We start from the raw sequence: 21,276 nt of genomic DNA, 5'->3' as shown, positions 1-21,276 counted from the left end.
GTCGAATCTCAGTGCGGGAACGGCCAGATGCGCAGCTTCTCCTTGGTGATCTGCCAAAGTCGCGCCAGACCGTGCGGCTCGACAATCAGGAAAAAGATGATGAGACCGCCGAACAGCATCAACTGGATATGCGAGACAGTCGCGTTAGTGAACGGCAGGTGGAGGAACGTGGCGATCGGCGGCAACGTGAGGTCGAGCAGAATCGGCAGCAGCAAGATGAATGCCGCCCCCAAGAAACTGCCCAGAATGCTGCCCACGCCGCCGATGATGATCATGAACAGAATGCGGAACGACAGATCGAGCGAGAAGCCGTCCGGCTCCACCGAGCCGAGATAGCAGAAGGCATAAAGCGCCCCGGCCACGCCGCAGTAAAAAGAACTCACCGCGAAGGCCAGCAGCTTTACACGCATGAGCGGGATGCCGATCACTTCGGCCGCCACGTCCATGTCGCGCACGGCCATCCACGCGCGGCCGATGTGCGAGCGCACGAGGTTTTTTGCCACCAACGCCATCACGCACACGACACCGAGCACGAACAGGTACTTGCGCACGGGCGTGTTGATGTCGAGCCCGAGAATCGTGATCTTCTGTGCGGTGATGACGCCCGAAGAACTGTTGTTCGAGAGCCAAGGGAATTTGGTCAGCACCCACAGCACGAAGAACTGCGCCGCCAACGTCGCCACCGCGAGATAGAAGCCCTTGATGCGCAGCGACGGCAAGCCGAAGGCAATCCCCACGAGCGCCGCGCAAACGCCGCCCATCGCGAACGATGCCAGGATCGGCATGCCTTCAATGCGCAACTGGAAGTTGTACGACGCGTAGGCCCCGACCGCCATGAAAGCCGCCGTCCCCAGTGAGAGTTGCCCGGCGTAGCCCGTCAGAATGTTCAGGCCGAGCGCAGCCAGCGAGAACACGAGGAACGGCACCAGAATGGCCGAAAACCAGTACTCGGAGGCGATCCACGGCAACACGCCGAAGGCGATCACCAGTACGGCACTGACCGCGACACGATCCTGACGAATCGGGAATATCTGGCTGTCGGCTACGTACGATGTCTTGAACTGACCCGCTTCGCGATAGAACATGTTGGCCTCTGCGTTAAGTGCTTGTGCGTGCTTGCTGGTTCATCGATCGCCGGTTCAGACCCGGTCGATATGGCGCTCGCCGAACAACCCCTCGGGGCGAACGAGCAGGAACAGCAACGCAAAGACATAGGGGAACCAGCCCTCGATACCCCCGAAGTTGCCGCCAAACTGGCTTTGCAGCAGTTGGGGCAGGTAGATCTCGGCGAGCTTTTCTGCCGCGCCGATGATCAGGCCGCCGACAATGGCGCCCGGAATGGACGTGAAGCCACCGAGAATCAGCACGGGCAATGCCTTGAGTGCCGTCATGGTCAACGCGAACTGCACGCCGTTGCGTGAGCCCCAGAGCATGCCCGCCACCAGCGCGACGAACCCCGACACACTCCACACCACCACCCAAATGCGCTGCAACGGAATGCCCAGCGACAGCGCCGCCTGATGATCGTCGGCCACCGCGCGCAGAGCCCGGCCGATGCTCGTGGCCTTGAAGAACAACGCGAGCAGCGCGACGAGCACCGCCGCAATGCCGGCCGCGGCCAGATCGAAGCTGCTCACCAGCAGCCCGGTCGAGTCCATGATCGAGGCAATGGGCTCGTCGACGATGCCCAGCGACAGCGGACGAACCTCATTGCCCCACAGCAACGGCGCCAAGCCTTCAAGAAAGAACGACAGACCGATGGTCGCCATGAAGAGCGTGATGGGCGACTGGTTCACCAGCTTGCGCAATACGAACCGCTCAGTCGCGGCGCCGACCAGCACCATGACGCCGAATGCGCCGATGGCAGCCGCCCACAACGGCAGGCCCCGCTCCATGAGTCCGACGACCGACAGCGCCGCGAAGTACACCATGGCACCCTGAGCGAAGTTGAATACGCCGGACGCTTTGAAGATCAGCACGAAGCCCAGCGCCACGAGCGAATACATCACGCCCGAGAGCAGCCCGCCGATCAGAATTTCCAGAAAGAACTGCATCGATGTCTCCAATTCGACAATTCGCAATCCGCAGAGGCGTCGCCGCGTGCCGCTCAGGCTGCGACGGGCTCGCCGTGCGCCGATCCGAGATAGGCGCGGATGACTTCCGGGTCTTGCTTGACTTCGGCCGGCGGTCCGTCGCCGATCTTCTTGCCGTAGTCGAGCACGACGACGCGATCCGAGATGTCCATCACCACCCCCATGTCGTGTTCGATGAGCACGATGGTCGTACCGAACTCCTCGTTCACTTCGAGGATGAAGCGGCACATGTCGCGCTTTTCTTCGAGATTCATGCCGGCCATCGGCTCGTCGAGCAACAGCAACTCAGGCTCGGCCGCCAGTGCGCGCGCCAGCTCGACACGCTTTTGCAAGCCATACGGCAACCGGCCGACGGGTGTCTTGCGGATGTGTTGAATTTCGAGGAAGTCGATAATCTCTTCGACCTTCTCGCGATGGATCGTCTCTTCGCGGCGCGCCGGTCCCCACCACAGCGCGTTGGCCAACAGGCCGGAGCGCATGCGGGTGTTGCGGCCCGTCATGATGTTGTCGAGCACCGTCATGCCCTTGAACAACGCAATGTTCTGGAACGTGCGTGCCACGCCTTGCCTGGCGGCCGATGTCGGGTGCATGCGTTGGCGCACTTGGCCGCGAAAAACGATCTTGCCCTGTTGCGGGTGATAGACGCCATTGATGACGTTGAGCATCGAACTCTTGCCCGCGCCGTTCGGGCCGATGATGGCCCGTATCTCGTGTTCTCGGACGTCGAACGAAATATCGGTCAGCGCCTTGACGCCTCCGAACGACAGGCTGATGTGCTGCAAATCGATCAACACATCGCCGGCCTTGCGTTTGTCGTTCATGCCTGCTCCTGAGGAATGTCCGGTGAAATCTGGCGGATGTCGGATGACACTGCGACGGGCAGCGTGGCGGCGCACACCACGTTCATTGGTTCATGCGCTGACTAAGCGGCGCAGCGCAACCCGACGGGCGCAGGGTCGTCGACGGGGGCGCGGGTGCCAAGCACGCGCGCAGGGTGAATAGTCAACGTGGCACTCACGCTGCCCTCCCGCCCGTCTTCGAACTTCACCCGGGTTTCGATGAACTGCGCCGTCTTGCCCGAATAGAAGGCGTCGATCAGCACGTCGTACTTCTGCGCGATGAACGTGCGGCGCACCTTGCGCGTGCGGGTCAGCTCGTCGTCATCGGGGTCCAGTTCCTTGTGCAGGATCATGAAGCGATGAATCTGCGCGGCGGCAAAGGCCGATTCCTTGGCGAGATCTGCGTTCACTTGCTCGATGCAGCCCAGAATCAACTCGGCAACCTGTTCGTTGCCCGCGAGATCGACGTAGCCCGCATAGGCCAAGTTGTGGCGCTCCGCCCAATTGCCGACGGCATCCATATCGATGTTGATGAACGCGCACACGTTATCGCGGCCATCGCCGAATGCCACCGCTTCCTTGATGTACGAGAAGAACTTCAGCTTGTTCTCGATGAACTTGGGCGCGAACAGTGAGCCGCAGGACAGCTTGCCGACGTCTTTGGCGCGATCGACGATGCGCAGGTGCCCGTCGGCATCGATGATGCCCGCGTCGCCCGTGCGGAAATAGCCGTTCTCGTCGAAAGCTTCACGCGTGGCGTCAGGGCGCTTGTAGTACTCCTTGAGCAACCCGACACCGCGCACCAGCACCTCGCCGCTTTCGGCGATCTTGATTTCCATGCCCGGCGCGACGGGACCGACGCTGTCGAAACGCACCTGACGGTCCGGTTGCAGGCAGACGTAAGCACACGTCTCGGTCTGCCCGTAGAACTGCTTCAGATTGATGCCGATAGCGCGATAGAACCGGAACAGATCCGGCCCGATGGCTTCCCCAGCGGTGTACGCCGTGCGGATGCGACTCATGCCGAGCGTGTTGCGCAGCGGGCCATAGATGCAAAGATTGCCCAGCGCGTATTGCAGCCGGTCGAGCAGCGCCACCGGTTGACCGTCGAGTACGGCCGCACCGCAACGCTGCGCGACATTCATGAAATGCGCGAACATCTTTCGCTTGATCGCGCTCGCGTCTTCCATGCGAATCATCACCTGCGTCAGCACGTTCTCATACACGCGCGGTGGCGCGAAGTAATACGTCGGGCCGATCTCCCGCATGTCGGTCGCGACGGTTTCCGGCGACTCCGGGCAGTTCACCGTGAAGCCCGTCACCAACGCTTGCGCATAGGAAAACAGATGGTCGCCCACCCAAGCCATCGGCAAGTACGACAGCACTTCGTCGTCGGCCGAGAGCTTGTCGAACTGGCTGCCGTGATGCGCGGCACCGATCAAACCTGCGTGCGAATGGCAAACCCCTTTCGGCTTACCGGTCGTGCCGGAGGTGTAGAGAATCGTGGCCGTATCGTCGGCAGCTACTGCCGCAACGGCATCGTCGAAATAGCGTGGATGTTTTGCGTCGAACTCTCGCCCCTGCGCCACCATCGACGCATACGATTGCAGGCCGGGTGCATCGTAGTTGCGCAAACCGCGCGGGTCTTCGTAAATGATGTGTGCCAGATGCGGCACGCTCTCACGCAGTTCCAGCAGCTTGTCGACCTGTTCCTGATCTTCAACGATGGCGAAATTGATTTCGGCGTCTTCGAGCACGTGAATCATCTCTGCCGCGACCGCGTCCTGATACAACGGCACCGCGACACCGCCCAGTGCCTGCGCGGCCGTCATGGCCCAGTACAGGCGCACGCGGTTATTACCGATGATGGCGAGATTGTCGCCGCGTGAGAATCCGGCGGCGGCCAGTGCACAGGCGAGCATGCGCACTTCATGCGCGGCGTCCTGCCAGCTCCAGCTTTGCCAGATACCCAGATCTTTTTCCCGGTACGCCGTGCTGGCGCCACGTGTGGCGGCGTGTGCCAACAATAAACGCGGGAAAGTGGTCCGCTCCTGCATGCCTGTCTCCTGTGTCTCACCACGCTTCGACATCCGTCGAGGGGGGCGTGGCGTGGCTCGGTCGGCGCGTGCGCGATGGCGCACGCCATCCTGCTCGCGTCATTTTTCACGACGCTTATTCGTTGGCGGGTAGTGCAGTGACGATCGCTTTGCCGCGCGGCAGGCAGCTTCTATACTTGTGCTTCGGCGTCGTGTTGCAACACCGTGGATGCTTGTCTCACCCTGCGCATGGCAAGGCGAAGATACCCCATGACCCACGACGGATTTGTCACCCGGATGACAATCAAGGGAAAGTCCCTATATGTCGTTAGAGACCCTGTTGCAGCGCAGCGTATGGGCACAAGGACTCACGCCGGCACAGCGCGAGCGCGTGACGGCAGAGATTCAGGTACGGCCAGTGGAGAGTGGCGGCTACGTTTGCCGCAAAGGTGACCCGTCGCACGCCTGGTTTGGCGTCATCGACGGGCTCGTCAAGATTGCGACCGCCTCGGCCAGCGGCAAGTCGGTGACCTTTACTGGCGTGCCCTCGGGCGCGTGGTTCGGCGAAGGGTCATTGCTGAAGCGCGAGATCCGCAAATACGACGTGATGGCATTGCGCGACTCGGTGCTCGCGCATATGCCGATCGCCACGTTCGACTGGCTTCTCGACACCAGCATCCCGTTCAATCGCTTTCTGACGCTGCAACTCAACGAACGTCTCGGTCAGTTCATTGCCGCCGTCGAACACGAGCGTCTGCTCGATACCGATGCGCGTGTCGCGCGCTCGTTGTCGTCGATGTTCAATCCCGATCTCTACCCGAGCGACGACACGACCGTGCAGATTTCGCAGGAAGAACTCAGTTACCTCGCGGGCGTGTCGCGCCAGCGCGTCAATCTCGCACTCAAGGTGCTGGAGCAGGCCGGGTTGGTGAAGGTCGATTACGGTGTCCTGACCATTCTCGACCTCGAAGGTTTGCGCGAATTCGGGATGTAGCTTTCGGCCGGAAGGCCTACCGCGCGCCCGGCAGATGGGCGCGGACGAATCGCGCCACCTCCGCGCGCAGTTCCCTGTCTTCCGGCGCCCCCATGAATCCCCCGTGCGGCATGGCTTCGAACACATGAAGCTCACACGGCACGTCGGCGCGGCGCAGTGCGCGATGCATACGCACTGCGTTCGACAGGAACAGATCGCGCGTGCCGCTTTGAATGAACGTCGGCACGAAGCCCTGAGAGAAGTCGCCGAACAGCGGCGACAGATACGGATGAGCGAGATCCGCACCGCCCGCATACAAGACGTTATTCGGCATCAGCGACTTGGGCAGCAGCACGTCCACAAGCTGATTCAGTTCGAAACTGTCGCCCGATTCCGTGAGATCGACTTCCGGCGATAACAACACCAGCGCGGCCGGTAACGGCAGCCCCTCATCGCGTGCGCGCAACACCATCGCCGCCGCCAGATTGGCACCGGCAGATCGTCCGCCAATGACAACGTGATTTGCCGGGTACGTCTCCAGCACTCGCCGGTAGACCGTCAGACAGTCATCTAGCCCAGCAGGATACGGATGCTCGGGCGGCATGCGATAGTCGATGCCCCAGCAACACAGGCCCAACTGGTCGGCCTGCATTTGGGCGCCGATACGGCAGACGGTGCCGCCGCCGAACACCAGTCCTCCACCGTGCAGGTCGATATAGATGACGTCGTCGGCCACGAGATCGACCGGCGTCGCCACGTGAACGGTGGCGTCACCGATTGCGACGGTTTCCACCGCCGCTTTCAACTGCCCTGCTACCTGTGCCATCGCGGCGCCGTATTGGGCGTCGGCATCCGCCTTGAATTGCATCCAGCCTTCAAAGTCGTCGGGCGAGGGGGCGGTGTACATCGCGTTGAATGGCTCGCCATCGGCATTCACCAGACGACGCAATGCGGCCTGCGCCTGCGTGCTAATGCTGTCGGGAAAAGGAATCACACGGGCCGGAACCCGGACCCCGTCGATGGGATGCGTCATGAGGAATAGAACTAATGAGTGGCTGATGTGGACGGCCAGTGCGTGAGCGCCGTATCGAGCGCATCAAGACTGCGTAGCCACGAGATGTCGGCATCGGGCGTGCTGTGCGCAAACGCCGACGCTGATTCCAATGTGATGTAGCCCATGAAGAAGCCACCGAGAAAGCGAATGGCGTGGACCTGCTCTGCCTCGGGCACCGCGTAGCCATGCAGCACCGCCCGGATCAGTTGGGTCAATTGCGGCCCGGCGCTCGCGGCGGCCAACTCGGACGACAACGGATGCCGAGCAGCAACGAAGCGCCCCGGATGGCGACGCGCGTAGTCACGATGGGTATTGGCCAGCGCGTACAACGCCTCTTTGCCCGCGCGACCCGCCATGGCGTGCGATGTGGCGTCTGCCAACTGCCGCAACGCCAACAACGCGATCTGACTCTTGAGATCGTCAAGATTCCTGACGTGGGAATAGAGGCTGGCGAGTCGCACGTCGAACTTGCGTGCCAATGCCGCCCCGGTCAACTGTTCGAAGCCAATTTCGTCGGCTAGCTCGGCACCGCCCTCCACCAACCGCTCGACCGTCAGCCCGGCTCTGACCATAGGATTTCTCGCACTGAAAACTAACCGATTTAGATAATTGCCTAATCATATTAGTTTTCATGTGCCGGATCAAGGCGCCAATCACATCGGCGCCTTGATCCACAACCACGACCGCTTCGGCTCTACTGGCTAACGGCCTCGGGCGCGATGCGCAGGTGCTCGACGGACTTGGTGGTGCGATTCACGTCCGCGTTGTCATGCCACAGCGGCTTGCGCCCGAACGTGGTGTACATCTCGACCTGATCGGCGTAGTGCGGCGATGGCGTGCCGTCAGGTGCGACGAAGCCGCTCTGCCCCGGCGCCACCACGTCGTAAGCTGCGATCTTGCCGCGTGCGCCGTTCGGGCCAAACACGATGAGATCGTTCTCAGTGCCACGGTTCATGTAGACGGGCGTGCGCACCGCTTCTCCGGCGTTCGCTTGCGGCACGCCAAAGAAGTTGTTGGCGCGGAAGGTCAACGGCACCGTCGGCGCGCGCCATGTCGTCATGTCGGGACCCAGCCGGGACTTGAGTGCGGTGACGGTATCGTCCAGCGCGGCGAGAATCACATCGTCCTGCCGCTTGCCACCGAAGATATCGAAGGTCTGCGGCACACCTGCCTTGTCGCCCCGCAGACCTTCGTACAGCACCTTGCTGCCGTTACCGATGTTGGCCGAGCCCGTCGGTCCGTCCTGCGGCGTGGCATAGCCGCTGGCGAGGAACCATTTGTCGTACGGCGCGGGCACCACTTCGCCCAGCGTGCGCTTGAGCATGGCGGTGAGCCACGCGTCCATGATCGCCGGGCCTGCCGTATCGTAATGCCCGGTGTGCTGCGGATCACGATTCAGGCCGTCCCACTTCGCCAATTGCAATGCCAGCTGACGGCGGGCATCAGTGGCGGGCAGGTTGGCCGTCGCGCGCTCAATGAACGGCAGAAAGTGACGACGATTCACGTCGACCGCACTCGTCTCCTTCAGGATCTGCCACATGTCGTCGACGTTCAGCTTGTCGTGCGCCTTGATGCGCTCGTCAATCTCGACCACGCGATCGGCACCACCCCACACGAACGCGAACAGGTCGCTTGCCGGATAGCCCTTCTGCGGCGAATTATTCCAATTGGCGATCCAGCCCTGCTTCGGGTTGTAGACCTTCGGGTTGGTCGAGAACGGCAGCAATCCCTTCCAGTCCCATTCCCCGGTGCCCGGCACCGGCAAACGAGGATCATGGCCCGGGCGGCGATCCGGATACGCGCCCGTATGCACGTAACCGATATTGCCGGCCGTATCGGCGTAGTACCAGTTGATGGTCAGTGCATGACGCGCGGCCTGCGCGGTCCATGACTTCCAGTCTTGCGCCTCGGCCTGATGCGTCCACGCGAGCAACGATTGCACTTCAAGGCCATCCCATGCGCGCGCTTTTGCATAAGCGATGTGTTGCTTGTCGTCACGCTGCATGACAATGCCGTGCACTGTGCGATAGACCTCCTGCACGACTGGTGCACCGCCTTTCACGCGGATGATCTCGACGCGCTTTTCCATGTCGTGCCATTGGCCGTTATGGAAGTAGCGATTCGGATTCGCCGGATCGAGCTTCTCGGCGAACATGTCGATGTCATCGCCGAAACCCGCCGTGGAACCCCAAGAAATCTTGCCGTTGTGGCCGAACAGAATGCAGGGGTAACCGAACGGCGTATTGCCGACCAGATCGAAGCCTGCGCCATGCAAACCGATGCCGTAGGTGTACGCGGGGGCAAACCAGCCGAACTGCGGGCCGTTGAGCATGATGGCGCTGGCATCGCGGGCTTTGTTCTTGCCGACGATCCACATGTTGCTGGTCGTCGGGAACCCGGCAGGCCCCGGCTGGCCGTATTCGGCGAACTGGGCGAGCATCGTTGCCGCGTTGGCCTCGGGCGTCTGATGCAGCAACGCGCCATCGCTGTCGCGTGCGAGACGTGCCAGCATCGGCGCGGGGCCATCGTAGCGCGCGAGCGGCTGCGTTGCGGCGGCCGCTACTTTGGACAGCGGACCGACCTTGACCGGATAAACGCCTTCCGATGCCGGAATGGTCGTCGGCGCATCGGGGTTCACGATCCACTTGAGTTCGTTGAACAGCGCCATGCCCTTGTCAGCGCCGTATTTGTCCTTGAGCGCCGTCACCAGCGCCAAGTTATCAATCTCGCTGGTCGCGTCGGAGAACCGGTTGGCCATCGTTCCGACGAAAACCATCGCCACGTCGAAGGCGTCCCAGTTGGATGGCTGGAAACCGAAGTCGTTGAATTGCTTCGGCATGCGCTTGTCCGGTTGCGCGCGCACTTGGGCAATCCACGCATTCATGCCGGCGGCGTATCCCTCGACGATGTCGCGCTCCCGCTGCGGCAGATCGGCCAACTGGCGCCGGATCGACGCGGGCCAGTAGTTGCCACGGATCGACTTGTCGAAATCCACGAACTTCTCGCCCAGCACTTCCGACACGGTGCCTTGCGTGCTCCGGCGTGCCATCTCCATCTGGAACAGACGGTCTTGTGCCACCGCGTAACCGTAGCCGTAGAACAGCGCGTAAGTCGTCGCCGCATAGATGTGCGGCACACCGAACTCGTCACGCTTGATCGTGACGTCAGCGCGCCCCGGCACAGCCTTGCCGGCTGGCGAGACGCCGCTTGTGCCAACGGCATTGTCGCTGGCGGTCGCGGTCTTGGCGACCACCGGCCCGGCGAACGAAAGACTCAGAAGGGAAACGGCGAGCGCGAGCGACAGACCGCGCGGCGAGCGGGAAGGCAAAGTCATCAATGTCTCCGTAGTTCTTATGGGTAGAGCGCATTGACGTTATCACAACAAAAACCGACCGGTCGGTTAATTAATTCACCGACCGTTGATATGTTAAGTATCTCGGCTTTCACCGCTCTCCGCCGTTGATCGGAAACAACGGCTTGGCATCTTTGATATCCAGCCCCCATTTCTTCATCAGCGCATCGTAGACGCCGTCCTTCTGAAGCTTGATGAGCGCCTGTTGGATAGCGAGCGCCAATTGCTTGCCCTTTTCGTCGACACCGAAGCCGATGCCATAGGGCGCTTCCCGGTTGTAGTGCACGATCTTGTACTTCGCCGGAAATCGGGTGGCGTTGTAATAGCCTACCGGCGAGTCGACCCACGCGACCTGACTGGCGCCCGTCGACAACGACAGCATCGTCATGTTCGAGTCGGGATACGTGGCGATCGTCAACGGCTTCTTGCCATTGCCGACACACTTGTCGCTAAGCGCCCTCGCCTTTTCCATCGACGCCGTGCCGCGTGGCAAAGCCAATTGCAAACCGCATAGATCGTCGGGTGACTTCACGGTGATGGCGCTCGCGGGCGTTGTCACCACCGTCAACCCCATGTCGAGGTAGTCGACGAAGGTCACGACTTTCTGGCGGGCGGAAAAGTCAGCCAACGAGAGCAGCACGTCGAAGCGGCTCGCACTCAGCCCCGGAATCAGCGCGTCGAACGACGATTGCGCGAGCTTGATCTTCAGACCCAGCACCTGCGCCGCCGCCGACAGCAGCTCCGGCGTAAAGCCCACGATCTCGCCGTCGCCGTTGACGAACTTGATCGGTGCGACGTCGGGGTTCACGCCAGCCGTGAGCGTGCCGTGGTCCCGATAGTATTTCGGCACCATCGCTGCGAGCTTGTCGTCGGCCTTGATATTGGCGACAGGAGGCGCCTCGGCTGCGCGCACGTGGCTCACGCCACCGAATAGCGCAAGAAGACATGCCGTGGTGGCAATCGCCGTGGCGGCGGGAATTCGAAGGGTAATGCGCATGGAACCTCGCGAGGAAAGTGAGGACAGGTGCCGCATCACGCCGCCTGCTGCGTGCTGCGCGCAAAGTCGCGGTGATGCCAGAGCAGGCAGTCCGATGCGCCCTCATCGTTGACGCTTGCCTCGGTAATCTCGCCGACGATGATGCTGTGAGTGAACCCGTCGTGCACCTTCGCAAGCCGGCACTCGAACACAACGACAGCATCAACGAGCGTCGGGACATCCAGCTTGCCGCCCTGCCAATGTTCGGCGTCGAAACGCTCGGCACCGCGCAGCGAGGTAAAACGCTTGGCAACGCTCAGGTGTTGCGCGGACAGCAGGTTCACGGCGAACCGTTGCGTGCGCAGAATGACGTCGTGCGCCGACGCCGTCTTGTTGACACACACGAGAATCGTGGCGGGGTCTGCGGACAGGCTGCAAACGGAGGTGGCGATCAGGCCGAACGGCACACCGGCCTCCTGTGTGGTGATGGCGGTGATGCCGCTGGCGAAGCACGTCATCGCGTGGCGAAAGACGTCAGCAGAAACTTGGGCGGTCATGGGCTTACCTCTGGTATCTCTTGCTCGAAATTGGGCGGGGCGGCGAATGCGTGATCCGGCCGTGGGCGCGCAGCCTGCGCGATCACGGCCGTCAGTCCGTTCAGTCACCGAACCGCAAGGGGTTGAGGCCGAGATTGCCGCGCAGCGTGCTTGCCGCATACTCCTCGCGGAACAGGCCGCGCCGGCGCAACTCCGGCAGAATCAGCGCGACGAAGTCGTCCAGTCCACCGGGCAGCGTCGCGGGACAAAGGTTGAAGCCATCGGCGGCCCCCTCCCGGAACCACGCCTCCATGTCGTCAACGATGTCCTCCGCCGTACCGATCAACTGACGCCCGCCAGCGGCGCGCATTTTGTACAGTTGCCGAATCGTGAGGTTCTCGCGATGCGCCAGTTCGATCAGCCCGTTGCCGATGCTGCTGACCGGCCCCGAACTGAGTGCTGGCACCGGCCCGTCGAGATCGTAGGCCGAGAGGTCGCCCAAGGTGCTGTACAGAATCGACAATCCGCTCAGCGGGTCGATCAGCTCCTGCAACTGGTCGAACTTGTCTTGCGCTTCCTGCCGCGTGCGACCGACATAGGGCGTCAGGCCCGGCATGATCAACAACTGATCCGGCGTGCGGCCATACTTTTCAAGGCGTCCTTTCAAATCGGCGTAGTACTTCCGGGCCGACTGAATGTCGAACGATGCGCTGTAGACGACGTCGGCATTCTTCGCCGCAATCTCCCGCCCCGCTTCCGCCGCCCCCGCCTGCACGATCAACGGGCGGCCCTGTGGCGTACGCGCCGAATTCAATGGGCCACGCACGCTGAAATGCTTGCCCTTGTGGTTCGGTACATGCAGCTTCGCTTCGTCGTAGAAGATGCCGGATGCCTTGTCGCGCAGAAACGCGTCGTCTTCCCAGCTATCCCAGAGCTTCTTTACGACATCGACGAATTCGTCGGCCCGCTCGTAGCGCTCTTCATAACCCAGATGCTCATCGCGGCTGAAGTTCCACGCCTCTTGCTGCGACCACGACGTCACGACGTTCCAGCCCGCGCGACCGCCGCTGATATGGTCGATCGACGCGTATTTGCGCGCGATGTGGAAGGGTTCGTTGTATGTGGTCGAAGCAGTGCCGACCAGCCCGATGTTCGACGTGCACGCGCCGAGCGCCGCCAGCAGCGTGAGCGGCTCGAGTTCGGCATTTTTCGCGTCGCGCGACGCCGAGCCCTTGGGGTTGTCGGCCGTACGAACGCCAAGCCCGTCGGCGAAGAAGATCATGTCGAACTTGGCGGCTTCGGCCTTGCGTGCCGTGTCGAGAAAATACTTGAAGTCGATGGCCCCGGCGGCCGGTACTTCGGGGTGCCGCCATGCCGCCATGTGATAGCCCAGATAACGCATTGAGAGACCGAGTCTCATCTTTCCATCGTGTGCCATTGCTTGTCCTGTTGGATAAGAGGATTTAAGTCGGAGGATTTAAGTCGGAGGATTTAAGTCGGAGGATTGAAGTCAGGAGATTGAAATTGGCGCGCCATGCGGTTGGCATTACCCGCGAATGCTCGCCACGAAGCGCTTGCTGCGCTCGGTGCCGGTGCCCTGAAAGATGTGTTCGGGGGAGCCCTGATCGACGATGCGGCCGCCGTCCATGAAGACCACCCGGTTCGAGACCTTGCGGGCGAAGTCCATTTCGTGCGTGACGACCACCATCGTGGTGCCGGACATCGCCAGCTCCTTCATCACGTCGAGCACTTCGTTCACGAGCTCAGGGTCGAGTGCGCTCGTCGGTTCGTCGAAGAGCATGATTTCCGGGTCCATCGCCAATGCGCGCGCAATTGCCACGCGCTGCTTCTGTCCGCCGGAGAGTTGCGACGGGTAGTGATGCAGCTTGTCGGCAAGCCCGACACGGGCGAGCAGATACTTGCCGCGTTCCAGCACGTCCTTTCGCGCCGCGCCACCCACGATGCGCGGGCCGGCCAGCACGTTTTCGAGCGCCGAATAATGGGGAAACAGGTGAAAGCCCTGAAACACCATGCCGAAATAGCGGCGCTGGCGATCCAGCTCCTTGTTCGGTAACCGCACACGCCGCGCGCCGCGCAACTCGCTGCCGAGCACTTCGCGCTTGAACGTCACCTCGCCCGCATCGATGAGATCGAGCATGTTCATGCATCGCAGCAACGTGCTCTTGCCCGAGCCCGATGGCCCGATGATGGCCACCACGTCGCCCTTGTAGAGCGTGAAGTCGATGCTGTGTAGCGCCACGAACTCGCCGAACTGCTTCGTCACCGAGCGCATCTGAAGCAGCGGCTCGTGACTCGCATTGGCATGCAGGGAATGGTTTTCGGGTGTCGCGCTCATCGTTGCACTCCTTTGCCGAAGCGTCGTTCAAGCAGGCTCTGCCCACACATCGCGAGACTGGTCAGCAGCAGGTACCAGAGACAGGCCACGGTCAGCAGCGGGATGGTTTCGAAGGTCGTCGAATAGATCAGTTGCACGGTCGTCAGCAACTCGACGTAGCCGATTACCGACGCGAGCGACGTGTTCTTGAACATCGTGATGAGCTCGTTGGCGAGCGGCGGGATGATGACGCGCACGGCCTGCGGAATGACCACGTGCCACATCATGCGAAGGTCGCTCATGCCCATGGCCTTGCACGCCTCGCGTTGCCCCTTGTCGACGGCCGCCAGCCCGCTGCGGAAGATCTCGGCGCTATGCCCGCCAAGGTAGATCGCGAGCCCGATCATCGCGGCACTGAAGCGCGAGATGACGTTGCTCGTATCGATGTCGAACAGATTCACGTTCAACAGCGGAATCGGCAGATACAGGCGGGGGACCAGCGCGGAGATGAAGAACAGGAACAGCAGCATCGCCAGCGTGGGCGTGGCGCGGATGATCCAGATGTAGGTGAGCGCCGCCCCGCGAAGCACCGGGTTCTCTGCCATCCGGCAAGCCGCAACGATGCCGCCCAGCACCAGCCCCAACACACTGGCAAACGCGGTCAGGATCAACGTATTGGCGAGCCCGGCAAGCACGCGGACGTTGAAGAAGTAATGCGCGACCACGTCCCACTGCCAGCGCGGGTTGTCGATCACACCCTGATAGAACAGCACCAGCGCAACACCGGACAGGCCGTACCAGAGCCAATCGGACTTCTTGGGGCGCGCGTGAATACGCAGCGTTGCGGGCGGTCCGTCGATGCTGTCGTCGCGCCTTGCCGCCGAAAGTGGATAGACGGTTTCGTTATTCATATGGTGAGACACCCTCCAAAGTGTTGGGGTTAACCCCGCTTTCAGCACAATTAGTTATTGCTGGCGATTCCGGCATCCATCCAAATAGAATGGGGAATAGCGAAAGGTTAGAAATTCAAAAAGCCCTTGTGAAATGCTTTCTTTTCGGCAATCGATAATGTTTTGTTATTGGGTGAATGGATGAAGATTCGTCAGTTGGAAGCGTTCCGGGCGGTGATGCTTCACCAGACGGTGACGCAGGCAAGCGAGATGCTCCACATCTCGCAGCCCGCGACTACGCGGTTGCTCGCCGATCTGGAGCGCTCGCTGAAGTTCAGGCTGTTCGATCGCGTGAAGGGGCGGCTCTACCCGACGGTCGAGGCGCAGGCGTTGTTCGAGGAAGTACAGCGATCACTGGCCGGTGTGGACCGGATTGCCCGGGCGGCGGACGAGATCAGAAACTTGCAGCGCGGCACGCTGCATATCGCGGCGGCGCCCGCGCTGGCGCTGTCGTTTCTGCCGCATGCCATTGCGGACTACCTGAAGACACGCCCCGAGGCGCACGTCTCCATGGCCATGCACTCGACGCGCTCGATCGTGGATATGGTGATGGGACAGCGGTGCGACGTGGGTTTTGCCAGACTGTCGCTCAACCGGACGACGTCGCACGGCGAGCGGCTGGTGGCCGCGAAGATGGTGTGTGCGTTACCGGCGGGCCACCGGCTGTGTTCGCATGACGTCATCGGACCGGCGGATCTGGCAGGCGAGCGCTTTGTGGCGCACCCGAGAAGCGTGGAAGCCCGCTTGCAGATCGATGCGTTGCTCGCCGCCCATGGCGTCGAAGTGAAGATGCAGATGGAAAGCCAGATCTCGTATGCGATCTGTTCGTTCGTGGAAGCAGGGGCTGGCGTGGCCGTGATCGACGCGTTCAGTGCGTGGAGCTATCGCGGCACCGGCGTCGTGTTCAAGCCGTTTGAGCCCGCTATCCTGACCGACACGGCGGTGCTCACGCCGTCACAGCGGCCGACGCCTCTCTTGCTTAAGTCGTTCGTCGCCCATGTCAGGCGGTATGCGCTCGATACGCTGGGCGACGGCGTGGTGGCCAATTGAAGGCGGCCCGGGCAAGCGTCAGGCGGGTGGCGTACCGCCCGCCAGTTTCCGGGCCAGCATGGCCTTCACCTCAGGCCATTCGGTATCGATGATGCTGAATCGCACCGAGTTGCGCTTGCGGCCGTCGGGCATGATGCGTTCGTGCCGGACAATGCCTTCCTGCGTCGCGCCAATGCGAAGGATGGCGGCGCGGGATTTCTCGTTGGTTTCGTCGGTGGTGAATTGCACGCGCACGCACTGCATCACGTCGAACGCGTGCGTCAGCAGCAAGTACTTGGCTTCGGTGTTGATGGGAGAGCGCTGGACGGACTGACTGAGCCACGTATGGCCGATTTCCAGCTTCCGGTTGGCGCGATCGATCTTCCAGAACCGCGTGCTGCCAACCACCCGGCCGGTATCGCGTGCCACCACCACGAACGGCATGACGGTGCCGTCCTCTCTTCCCTTGAGTGCCTTGTCGAGATAGGCGTCGATGGTTTCGAGCCCGGGCACGACTGTGAACTTCAGGTTCCATAGCTCGCCGTCGGCGGCTGCATCGATCAATGCCGACCGGTGGCCGGCTTCAAGGGGGTGCAGTTCAACGCTGTTACCCACCAGCGTGGTGCGCAAATCGTCAACTTCAAAGCCGGTCGTTGCCATTACAGATTCCGATCCTTCAAAACGCTCACAAGACTGATTTTCGATGCACAACCCGCGTTGCGACGGGCGGTGTTAATGATCATCGAAACTGTTCTGGGAGCGCAAGACTTCCTCGATGTGGTTTTCCGCCCACGCGACCAATGGCTCGACCAGCTCCGAGAGCGTGTGTCCGAGTTCGGTCAGCGAGTATTCGACGGTCACCGGCACCGTGGCGAACGCCTCGCGATGCACCAGCCCGTCGCGCTCCAGCTTCTGTAGCGTCTGGCTTAGCGCCTTGGGTGAGATGCCGCCAATTTCACGACGCAGTTGGTTGAACCGCTGAACGTCGTCCCGAAGAATCTTGACGATCAGCAGCGACCATTTGTCCGCCAGCCGGCTGAACACCAGCCGGGCCGGACAGCCTTCCATATAAACGTTGTAACGACTCTCGATCTCGCTCGGCGTCGCAAGCGCGGCAGTGCGCGGCATGATATCCCTCCGGTAACCAGTTACCACCAGGTAACTTCTTGTTTGGCTGCTATACAAAATATACTATCGACGCTCCAGTGCCAATCCGGCATTTTCTCGATGTGTAAGGAGTTGTCATGGCAAAAACGGCCATCGTTTATTTTTCGGGCTACGGACATACGAAGCGTGCCGCCGAAGCGGCCGCACAGGGCAGCGGCGCCGATCTCATCGAGATCAGCGAAGACGGCATCGTGACCGAAGCGGGTTGGGACACGCTGGCGCAAGCGCAGGCCATCATTTTCGGCACGCCGACCTACATGGGCTCGGTGCCTTGGCAGTTCAAGAAGTTTGCCGATGCGTCGTCCAAGCAATGGTTCGGACGCGGCTGGCAGGACAAGGTGTTCGGCGGCTTCACGAACAGCGCGAGCCTGAACGGCGACAAGCAGGTCACGCTGATCTATTTGCAGACGCTCGCCTCGCAGCACGGCGGCATCTGGGTCAGCCTCGGCTTGCTGCCTGCGAACACCAAGGCCGCCACGCGTGAAGACATCAACAATCTGGGCGGTTCGGTCGGCGCACTGGTGCAGTCACCGTCCGACGCCTCGACCGACGAGATCTCCACCGGCGATCTCGAAACGGTCAAGCGCTATGCGGCACGCGTCGCGCAAGTCGCGTCCCGCCTGCACGCCGCCGCCCAGTAAGACGTAGCGCCCTCGCCTTCCGGCGGTCTATCTGGCTTCACGGCTGTTCATCTCGCGCCTTCAACTGGTACTGGTACCAGGCGATCAGCGCGATGATGAACAGCACCAGAAAGATCGGGATCATGTAGCCGCGCGCCAGCCATCGCAGGAACGGGTCGCAGAAGAGCAGCGCCAGCGCGAGCAGAATCCACACTGCCGCGATCACCACTGCCGGGGCATGACGATAGCGCGCCATGAGCTCACGCCAGCGGCACGATACGTAGTACGCCACAGCACAGCCGAGCAGAAGCAGCAACACAATCTTCGTCGCCAGCCGGAACGCATACAGGTTCTCGCATACGGTCTTGCAGACGGCGGAGGCCTGCGCTCCCGCAGGCTTTTGATAGTAGTCGGCAAGACATTCGCTGATACTGCGTGTCATCGTGCAAGCCTGCACGCCCGGCGTCGGGTCAAGTTCTGCCACGGTCGCAGCAGTGGCGTCGGCGGCCCCTGCACCACTCGCCCCACCAGACTTATCGCCCGCGGCGTCTCCCGCCTTCGCGTCGGTACGCATCGGCATCGGCCAGAAACCGATGCCGCCGAAGTTGTCCTGCGCGTAGATGATGTCGTCCTGAAGCTGCTGCCAGTTGTCGTTGTCGAACGTAATGACCGGCACGATCTGGCGCAACACCATCTGACGCTCTTCGCCGTGCAGGCCGCCTTCCACCGACAGTCGAAGCGCCTTCTTGGAATCGGTGGTCGGCTCGTCGAGCAGCACCAGAAAGTGAGGCCTGCGATTGCGCTCACGTTCGACGCGCGCCAGCATATCGGTCGACGGATTGCGATCGTTCTCCATGACGAGCTTGAGCAGGTTTTCGTAGTCATAGGCACCGTGGCCCACCCGATCGTGCCGCATCATGATGTCGATGCGATCGCCCGCACCCGCTTTGCGCAGCTTGGTGCGCAGTTGGTCGATGAACTGATTGAACGCCTGCACCGACACCGGGTCCTCCGGATACCCATCGAAGAAAATCACCACACCGCCGCCATTGGTCGGCGCGAAGCGCGCGCCGAACGGCAGGTGATTCGATACCGTTGCAGTCCAGTTACGAAGCCGCGTGGAGAGCAAGCGCACGATGTCTTCGCCCACTCGCTCCAGCACCTGTTCCTTGCGGTTCTTGTCGAGTCGCGCCCACGTGCGCCAGTCGTTGCGCTGAATCACCCATTGCACGTTGCTCTGATGCCGCTGGGCAACGCTGACGAAATCGCCGGGCAACGACGCCCCGGCCTGCGCCAGTTCGACAAAGTCCCGGCCGTCGTTGGCTTGTTGCAGCTTGCCCGTATCGTCAAATGTCGCGCCGTAGTAGCCGATGCTCGTGAGCGTGCTGAAATTGACGACTTGCGAGGGACCGGCCATCCAGAACGGAAAGAAGCCGTAGATCTCGCCTTGCAGTTGGTCGAGCACACAGCCGCAACCGTTGCCGTCCCAATGCACCTGACGCGTCGGATCGAATGCCGGACGCTTGCGTGCCGTGGCGACGAGCGACGGCCTGAACCGGTCGTACAGCGTCTGCAACAGTTGCGGCAGCGACAGCACGTCGACGTTGCTGCATTGGCCCTTCTTCCAGAGGGCATCGAGTTGTGCGAACAGCGCCGGGTCCTTGAGCACCGCCGCCAGTTGCTGCATCTGCTCGGCAGAAATCTTGCGCGCGTCGGCCACGCTGCCCGGGATACCCGTCGGGCAAGCGCCGACACCCTGACGCAGACGCGCCATCACTGCCCGGTCGAACAGCCATAACTGCGGGTATTGCAGACCTTGCAGCCCCTTGAGCATGTCAAGCACTACCGGCGGCACGGCCTCGTTGCGGCGGCTCGTGGCCAGTTCGGCGAGCGCCTGCTGCGTCAGTACGTAGGTGGTTTGCGTCTGCGCCGCGCGCATGATGTCGGCGACGTAAGGGTCGACGGGCGTCTTGATGTCCGCAGTGGCATCGAGAATGGCTTCGTTGAAATCCGCCTGACTGGCATATTCCTCAGTCAAACCTGAGACGGCATCAATGATCGGCGCAGGTACACGGCCGGCTTGCCGGAGTTGCTGCACCGAGATGTCGGCCAGTTGATAGGTGGTAGTGACGGCGGCGGCGCGGGCTTCGGGCAGATACGCGTCAGCTTGCGTGCCCAGATCCTTGAGCGCGTCGAGTACGGCCGCGTCGAACAGCGGCTGGTTCAGATAGACCTTGTCCTGAAGCGCGGAGAGCTTGTCGATCACCTTCGACTTGGACGCCAGCAGGCGGAAGTCATTCGCGTCGAGCGTGTAGTTGTAGATCGTCAGCAGCGCACGGTCGGGGTCGGGCCCGGCATTGCGCTTGCCATCCGTATCCAGATGGTAGAGCCACAGCATCGCCGCGATCTCGTCGTCGGTACCGGCGAGCCGGATCTGGTAATAGCGCGCTTGCTCACGGGGATCGAAACCGTCGATCCAGCGCCCGAGGTCTGCGCCGACGAGGTCGGTCTTCCACTGCGGATGTGCCCGCACGATGGTGGCGAACTTCAGTAACGCCTGCACTGAAGCGTTGGTCAGATTGCCCACGGGCTGCATCTTGAAGTCGAGCCAGAACCGGTTGAGCCACGACAGCGTGATCGGGCCGACCAGATTGTCTGACAGCGGACGTGTGCTCTCTCGATAGGCTTGCAGGTACGCCGGGTCGTCCGAATAGATGGTCAGCAGCGCCTGTTGAATCGCGCGGCGGGTGGCAGGCGCAAGATGGCGGACGACGTCGGCCGAGATCAGGACGGCGGCGGCACCACTCGTCGGCTCCGGCGCGACCTGCACGGTGTTGACGATGCGCCATGCGTCTTGTGGTGTCATCGGCTTGCCGTCGCTGCCCACGGGCGGTGCCATGTTCGCCGAGCGCGCCACCGGGGACATAGCGGCCGGGGCTGCCACGGGCTCGACAGGCGCTGCTGGCGCCGTCGGTGTCACCGGCGCCGCAGGCTTCGGCGCAACGACGGGGGCAACGGCCGGCGCGACCGCTGCGGCAGATGCTGCCGATGAGGTCGATGCGGACGATGGCGTCGTGACGGTCGCGGGTGCAGATGAGGCCGCTGGTGCGGAGGCCGGCGAGGCTGAAGATGATGCGGCAACCGAAGCGGCCTGCGGCGCTGATGCCGCGATCGCGCCCGACGCAGTTGCGTGCCCCTGCACAGGCAGCATCGCCCCGGCGAGTGCGGTACACAGTGCGGCGATACTGGCCCGCCCGGAGAGTCGATGCAGGCGAAACGCGCGGGCGAACCCGTGGGTGGAGAACAGGATGCTCAT

18 protein-coding genes are annotated in these 21,276 nt (G+C 62.1%); 3 read left to right on the top strand and 15 right to left on the bottom strand.

All coding sequences use genetic code 11. The features are described from left to right. Positions 1-8 precede the first annotated feature (8 nt). The 4 genes from CDV46_RS25050 to CDV46_RS25035 all read right to left on the bottom strand — a co-directional run bounded on the left by CDV46_RS25050 (position 9) and on the right by CDV46_RS25035 (position 4,989). The gene (locus tag CDV46_RS25050; protein ID WP_087687592.1) at positions 9-1,085 is read right to left on the bottom strand and encodes a branched-chain amino acid ABC transporter permease; all 1,077 of its coding nucleotides are present in this window, start codon (positions 1,083-1,085) and stop codon (positions 9-11) included. Positions 1,086-1,139: 54 nt separating this feature from the next. After that, the gene (locus CDV46_RS25045) at positions 1,140-2,054 is read right to left on the bottom strand and encodes a branched-chain amino acid ABC transporter permease (RefSeq protein WP_058378630.1); all 915 of its coding nucleotides are present in this window, start codon (positions 2,052-2,054) and stop codon (positions 1,140-1,142) included. A gap of 53 nt (positions 2,055-2,107) precedes the next feature. Further along, positions 2,108-2,914, bottom strand: coding sequence for an ABC transporter ATP-binding protein (locus CDV46_RS25040; RefSeq protein ID WP_087725686.1), 807 nt, complete (start codon positions 2,912-2,914; stop codon positions 2,108-2,110). Between the two features lie 101 nt (positions 2,915-3,015). Continuing rightward, positions 3,016-4,989 (bottom strand): AMP-dependent synthetase/ligase, encoded by a 1,974-nt coding sequence (locus tag CDV46_RS25035; protein WP_087725684.1) that lies wholly within the window; start codon positions 4,987-4,989, stop codon positions 3,016-3,018. 301 nt (positions 4,990-5,290) lie between these two features. On the opposite strand from CDV46_RS25035, the gene CDV46_RS25030 reads away from it, so the two are divergent. Next, positions 5,291-5,962, top strand: coding sequence for a Crp/Fnr family transcriptional regulator (locus tag CDV46_RS25030; protein WP_058378627.1), 672 nt, complete (start codon positions 5,291-5,293; stop codon positions 5,960-5,962). A 16-nt stretch (positions 5,963-5,978) separates the two neighbouring features. Here the strand turns inward: CDV46_RS25030 and CDV46_RS25025 are convergent, their stop codons facing one another. The 8 genes from CDV46_RS25025 to CDV46_RS24990 all read right to left on the bottom strand — a co-directional run bounded on the left by CDV46_RS25025 (position 5,979) and on the right by CDV46_RS24990 (position 15,105). Then, a complete protein-coding gene (locus tag CDV46_RS25025) occupies positions 5,979-6,935 on the bottom strand; it encodes an alpha/beta hydrolase fold domain-containing protein (protein ID WP_254916212.1) in 957 nt (318 codons plus the stop codon). Positions 6,936-6,985: 50 nt separating this feature from the next. Continuing rightward, positions 6,986-7,567, bottom strand: coding sequence for a TetR/AcrR family transcriptional regulator (locus tag CDV46_RS25020; RefSeq protein ID WP_087725680.1), 582 nt, complete (start codon positions 7,565-7,567; stop codon positions 6,986-6,988). Between the two features lie 122 nt (positions 7,568-7,689). Continuing rightward, positions 7,690-10,329 carry a penicillin acylase family protein gene (locus tag CDV46_RS25015; RefSeq protein WP_087725678.1) on the bottom strand — a complete coding sequence of 880 codons (2,640 nt, stop codon included), beginning with the start codon at positions 10,327-10,329 and terminating at the stop codon, positions 7,690-7,692. 109 nt (positions 10,330-10,438) lie between these two features. After that, positions 10,439-11,344 carry an ABC transporter substrate-binding protein gene (locus CDV46_RS25010; RefSeq protein ID WP_176399187.1) on the bottom strand — a complete coding sequence of 302 codons (906 nt, stop codon included), beginning with the start codon at positions 11,342-11,344 and terminating at the stop codon, positions 10,439-10,441. 35 nt (positions 11,345-11,379) lie between these two features. Continuing rightward, positions 11,380-11,880 (bottom strand): flavin reductase family protein, encoded by a 501-nt coding sequence (locus CDV46_RS25005; protein WP_087687599.1) that lies wholly within the window; start codon positions 11,878-11,880, stop codon positions 11,380-11,382. A 100-nt stretch (positions 11,881-11,980) separates the two neighbouring features. Further along, positions 11,981-13,297, bottom strand: a complete 1,317-nt coding sequence (locus CDV46_RS25000) for an LLM class flavin-dependent oxidoreductase (protein WP_087725674.1) — start codon at positions 13,295-13,297, stop codon at positions 11,981-11,983. A gap of 108 nt (positions 13,298-13,405) precedes the next feature. Further along, complete coding sequence (locus CDV46_RS24995) at positions 13,406-14,215, bottom strand: amino acid ABC transporter ATP-binding protein (protein ID WP_369597126.1); 810 nt, start codon at positions 14,213-14,215, stop codon at positions 13,406-13,408. Next, positions 14,212-15,105: an amino acid ABC transporter permease gene (locus CDV46_RS24990; RefSeq protein ID WP_087725672.1), complete on the bottom strand. Its 894-nt coding sequence runs from the start codon at positions 15,103-15,105 to the stop codon at positions 14,212-14,214. The genes CDV46_RS24995 and CDV46_RS24990 overlap by 4 nt, the downstream gene beginning before the upstream one ends. Positions 15,106-15,285: 180 nt before the next feature. Here CDV46_RS24990 and CDV46_RS24985 point away from each other — a divergent pair, with 180 nt between their 5' ends. Then, positions 15,286-16,194 carry a LysR substrate-binding domain-containing protein gene (locus tag CDV46_RS24985; RefSeq protein ID WP_087687603.1) on the top strand — a complete coding sequence of 303 codons (909 nt, stop codon included), beginning with the start codon at positions 15,286-15,288 and terminating at the stop codon, positions 16,192-16,194. 18 nt (positions 16,195-16,212) lie between these two features. Here the strand turns inward: CDV46_RS24985 and CDV46_RS24980 are convergent, their stop codons facing one another. Together CDV46_RS24980 and CDV46_RS24975 are read right to left on the bottom strand one after the other, a co-directional pair. Further along, positions 16,213-16,833 (bottom strand): GNAT family N-acetyltransferase, encoded by a 621-nt coding sequence (locus tag CDV46_RS24980; protein WP_087725670.1) that lies wholly within the window; start codon positions 16,831-16,833, stop codon positions 16,213-16,215. Between the two features lie 72 nt (positions 16,834-16,905). After that, complete coding sequence (locus tag CDV46_RS24975; protein ID WP_087687605.1) at positions 16,906-17,301, bottom strand: winged helix-turn-helix transcriptional regulator; 396 nt, start codon at positions 17,299-17,301, stop codon at positions 16,906-16,908. Between the two features lie 116 nt (positions 17,302-17,417). Between CDV46_RS24975 and CDV46_RS24970 the strand changes: the two genes are divergently transcribed. After that, positions 17,418-17,981, top strand: coding sequence for a flavodoxin family protein (locus tag CDV46_RS24970; protein ID WP_087725668.1), 564 nt, complete (start codon positions 17,418-17,420; stop codon positions 17,979-17,981). 37 nt (positions 17,982-18,018) lie between these two features. Here the strand turns inward: CDV46_RS24970 and CDV46_RS24965 are convergent, their stop codons facing one another. Continuing rightward, complete coding sequence (locus CDV46_RS24965; protein WP_176399186.1) at positions 18,019-21,276, bottom strand: hypothetical protein; 3,258 nt, start codon at positions 21,274-21,276, stop codon at positions 18,019-18,021.

The sequence above is a fragment of the Pandoraea sp. PE-S2T-3 genome (genome assembly GCF_002179965.1).
Taxonomy (GTDB): Bacteria; Pseudomonadota; Gammaproteobacteria; order Burkholderiales; family Burkholderiaceae; genus Pandoraea.
Note: the sequence above shows the minus strand (reverse complement) of the source record. Positions and strands in the feature narration are given on the sequence as shown.

Coding starts and splice junctions, on each gene's coding strand:
- CDV46_RS24970 (WP_087725668.1), top strand. CDS start 17,418: ATGGCAAAAACGGCCATCGTTTATTTTTCGGGCTACGGACATACGAAG.
- CDV46_RS25040 (WP_087725686.1), bottom strand. CDS start 2,914: ATGAACGACAAACGCAAGGCCGGCGATGTGTTGATCGATTTGCAGCAC.
- CDV46_RS25035 (WP_087725684.1), bottom strand. CDS start 4,989: ATGCAGGAGCGGACCACTTTCCCGCGTTTATTGTTGGCACACGCCGCC.
- CDV46_RS25015 (WP_087725678.1), bottom strand. CDS start 10,329: ATGACTTTGCCTTCCCGCTCGCCGCGCGGTCTGTCGCTCGCGCTCGCC.
- CDV46_RS24965 (WP_176399186.1), bottom strand. CDS start 21,276: ATGAGCATCCTGTTCTCCACCCACGGGTTCGCCCGCGCGTTTCGCCTG.
- CDV46_RS25005 (WP_087687599.1), bottom strand. CDS start 11,880: ATGACCGCCCAAGTTTCTGCTGACGTCTTTCGCCACGCGATGACGTGC.
- CDV46_RS25000 (WP_087725674.1), bottom strand. CDS start 13,297: ATGGCACACGATGGAAAGATGAGACTCGGTCTCTCAATGCGTTATCTG.
- CDV46_RS24975 (WP_087687605.1), bottom strand. CDS start 17,301: ATGCCGCGCACTGCCGCGCTTGCGACGCCGAGCGAGATCGAGAGTCGT.
- CDV46_RS24995 (WP_369597126.1), bottom strand. CDS start 14,215: ATGAGCGCGACACCCGAAAACCATTCCCTGCATGCCAATGCGAGTCAC.
- CDV46_RS25010 (WP_176399187.1), bottom strand. CDS start 11,344: ATGCGCATTACCCTTCGAATTCCCGCCGCCACGGCGATTGCCACCACG.
- CDV46_RS24985 (WP_087687603.1), top strand. CDS start 15,286: ATGAAGATTCGTCAGTTGGAAGCGTTCCGGGCGGTGATGCTTCACCAG.
- CDV46_RS24990 (WP_087725672.1), bottom strand. CDS start 15,105: ATGAATAACGAAACCGTCTATCCACTTTCGGCGGCAAGGCGCGACGAC.
- CDV46_RS24980 (WP_087725670.1), bottom strand. CDS start 16,833: ATGGCAACGACCGGCTTTGAAGTTGACGATTTGCGCACCACGCTGGTG.
- CDV46_RS25030 (WP_058378627.1), top strand. CDS start 5,291: ATGTCGTTAGAGACCCTGTTGCAGCGCAGCGTATGGGCACAAGGACTC.
- CDV46_RS25050 (WP_087687592.1), bottom strand. CDS start 1,085: ATGTTCTATCGCGAAGCGGGTCAGTTCAAGACATCGTACGTAGCCGAC.
- CDV46_RS25045 (WP_058378630.1), bottom strand. CDS start 2,054: ATGCAGTTCTTTCTGGAAATTCTGATCGGCGGGCTGCTCTCGGGCGTG.
- CDV46_RS25020 (WP_087725680.1), bottom strand. CDS start 7,567: ATGGTCAGAGCCGGGCTGACGGTCGAGCGGTTGGTGGAGGGCGGTGCC.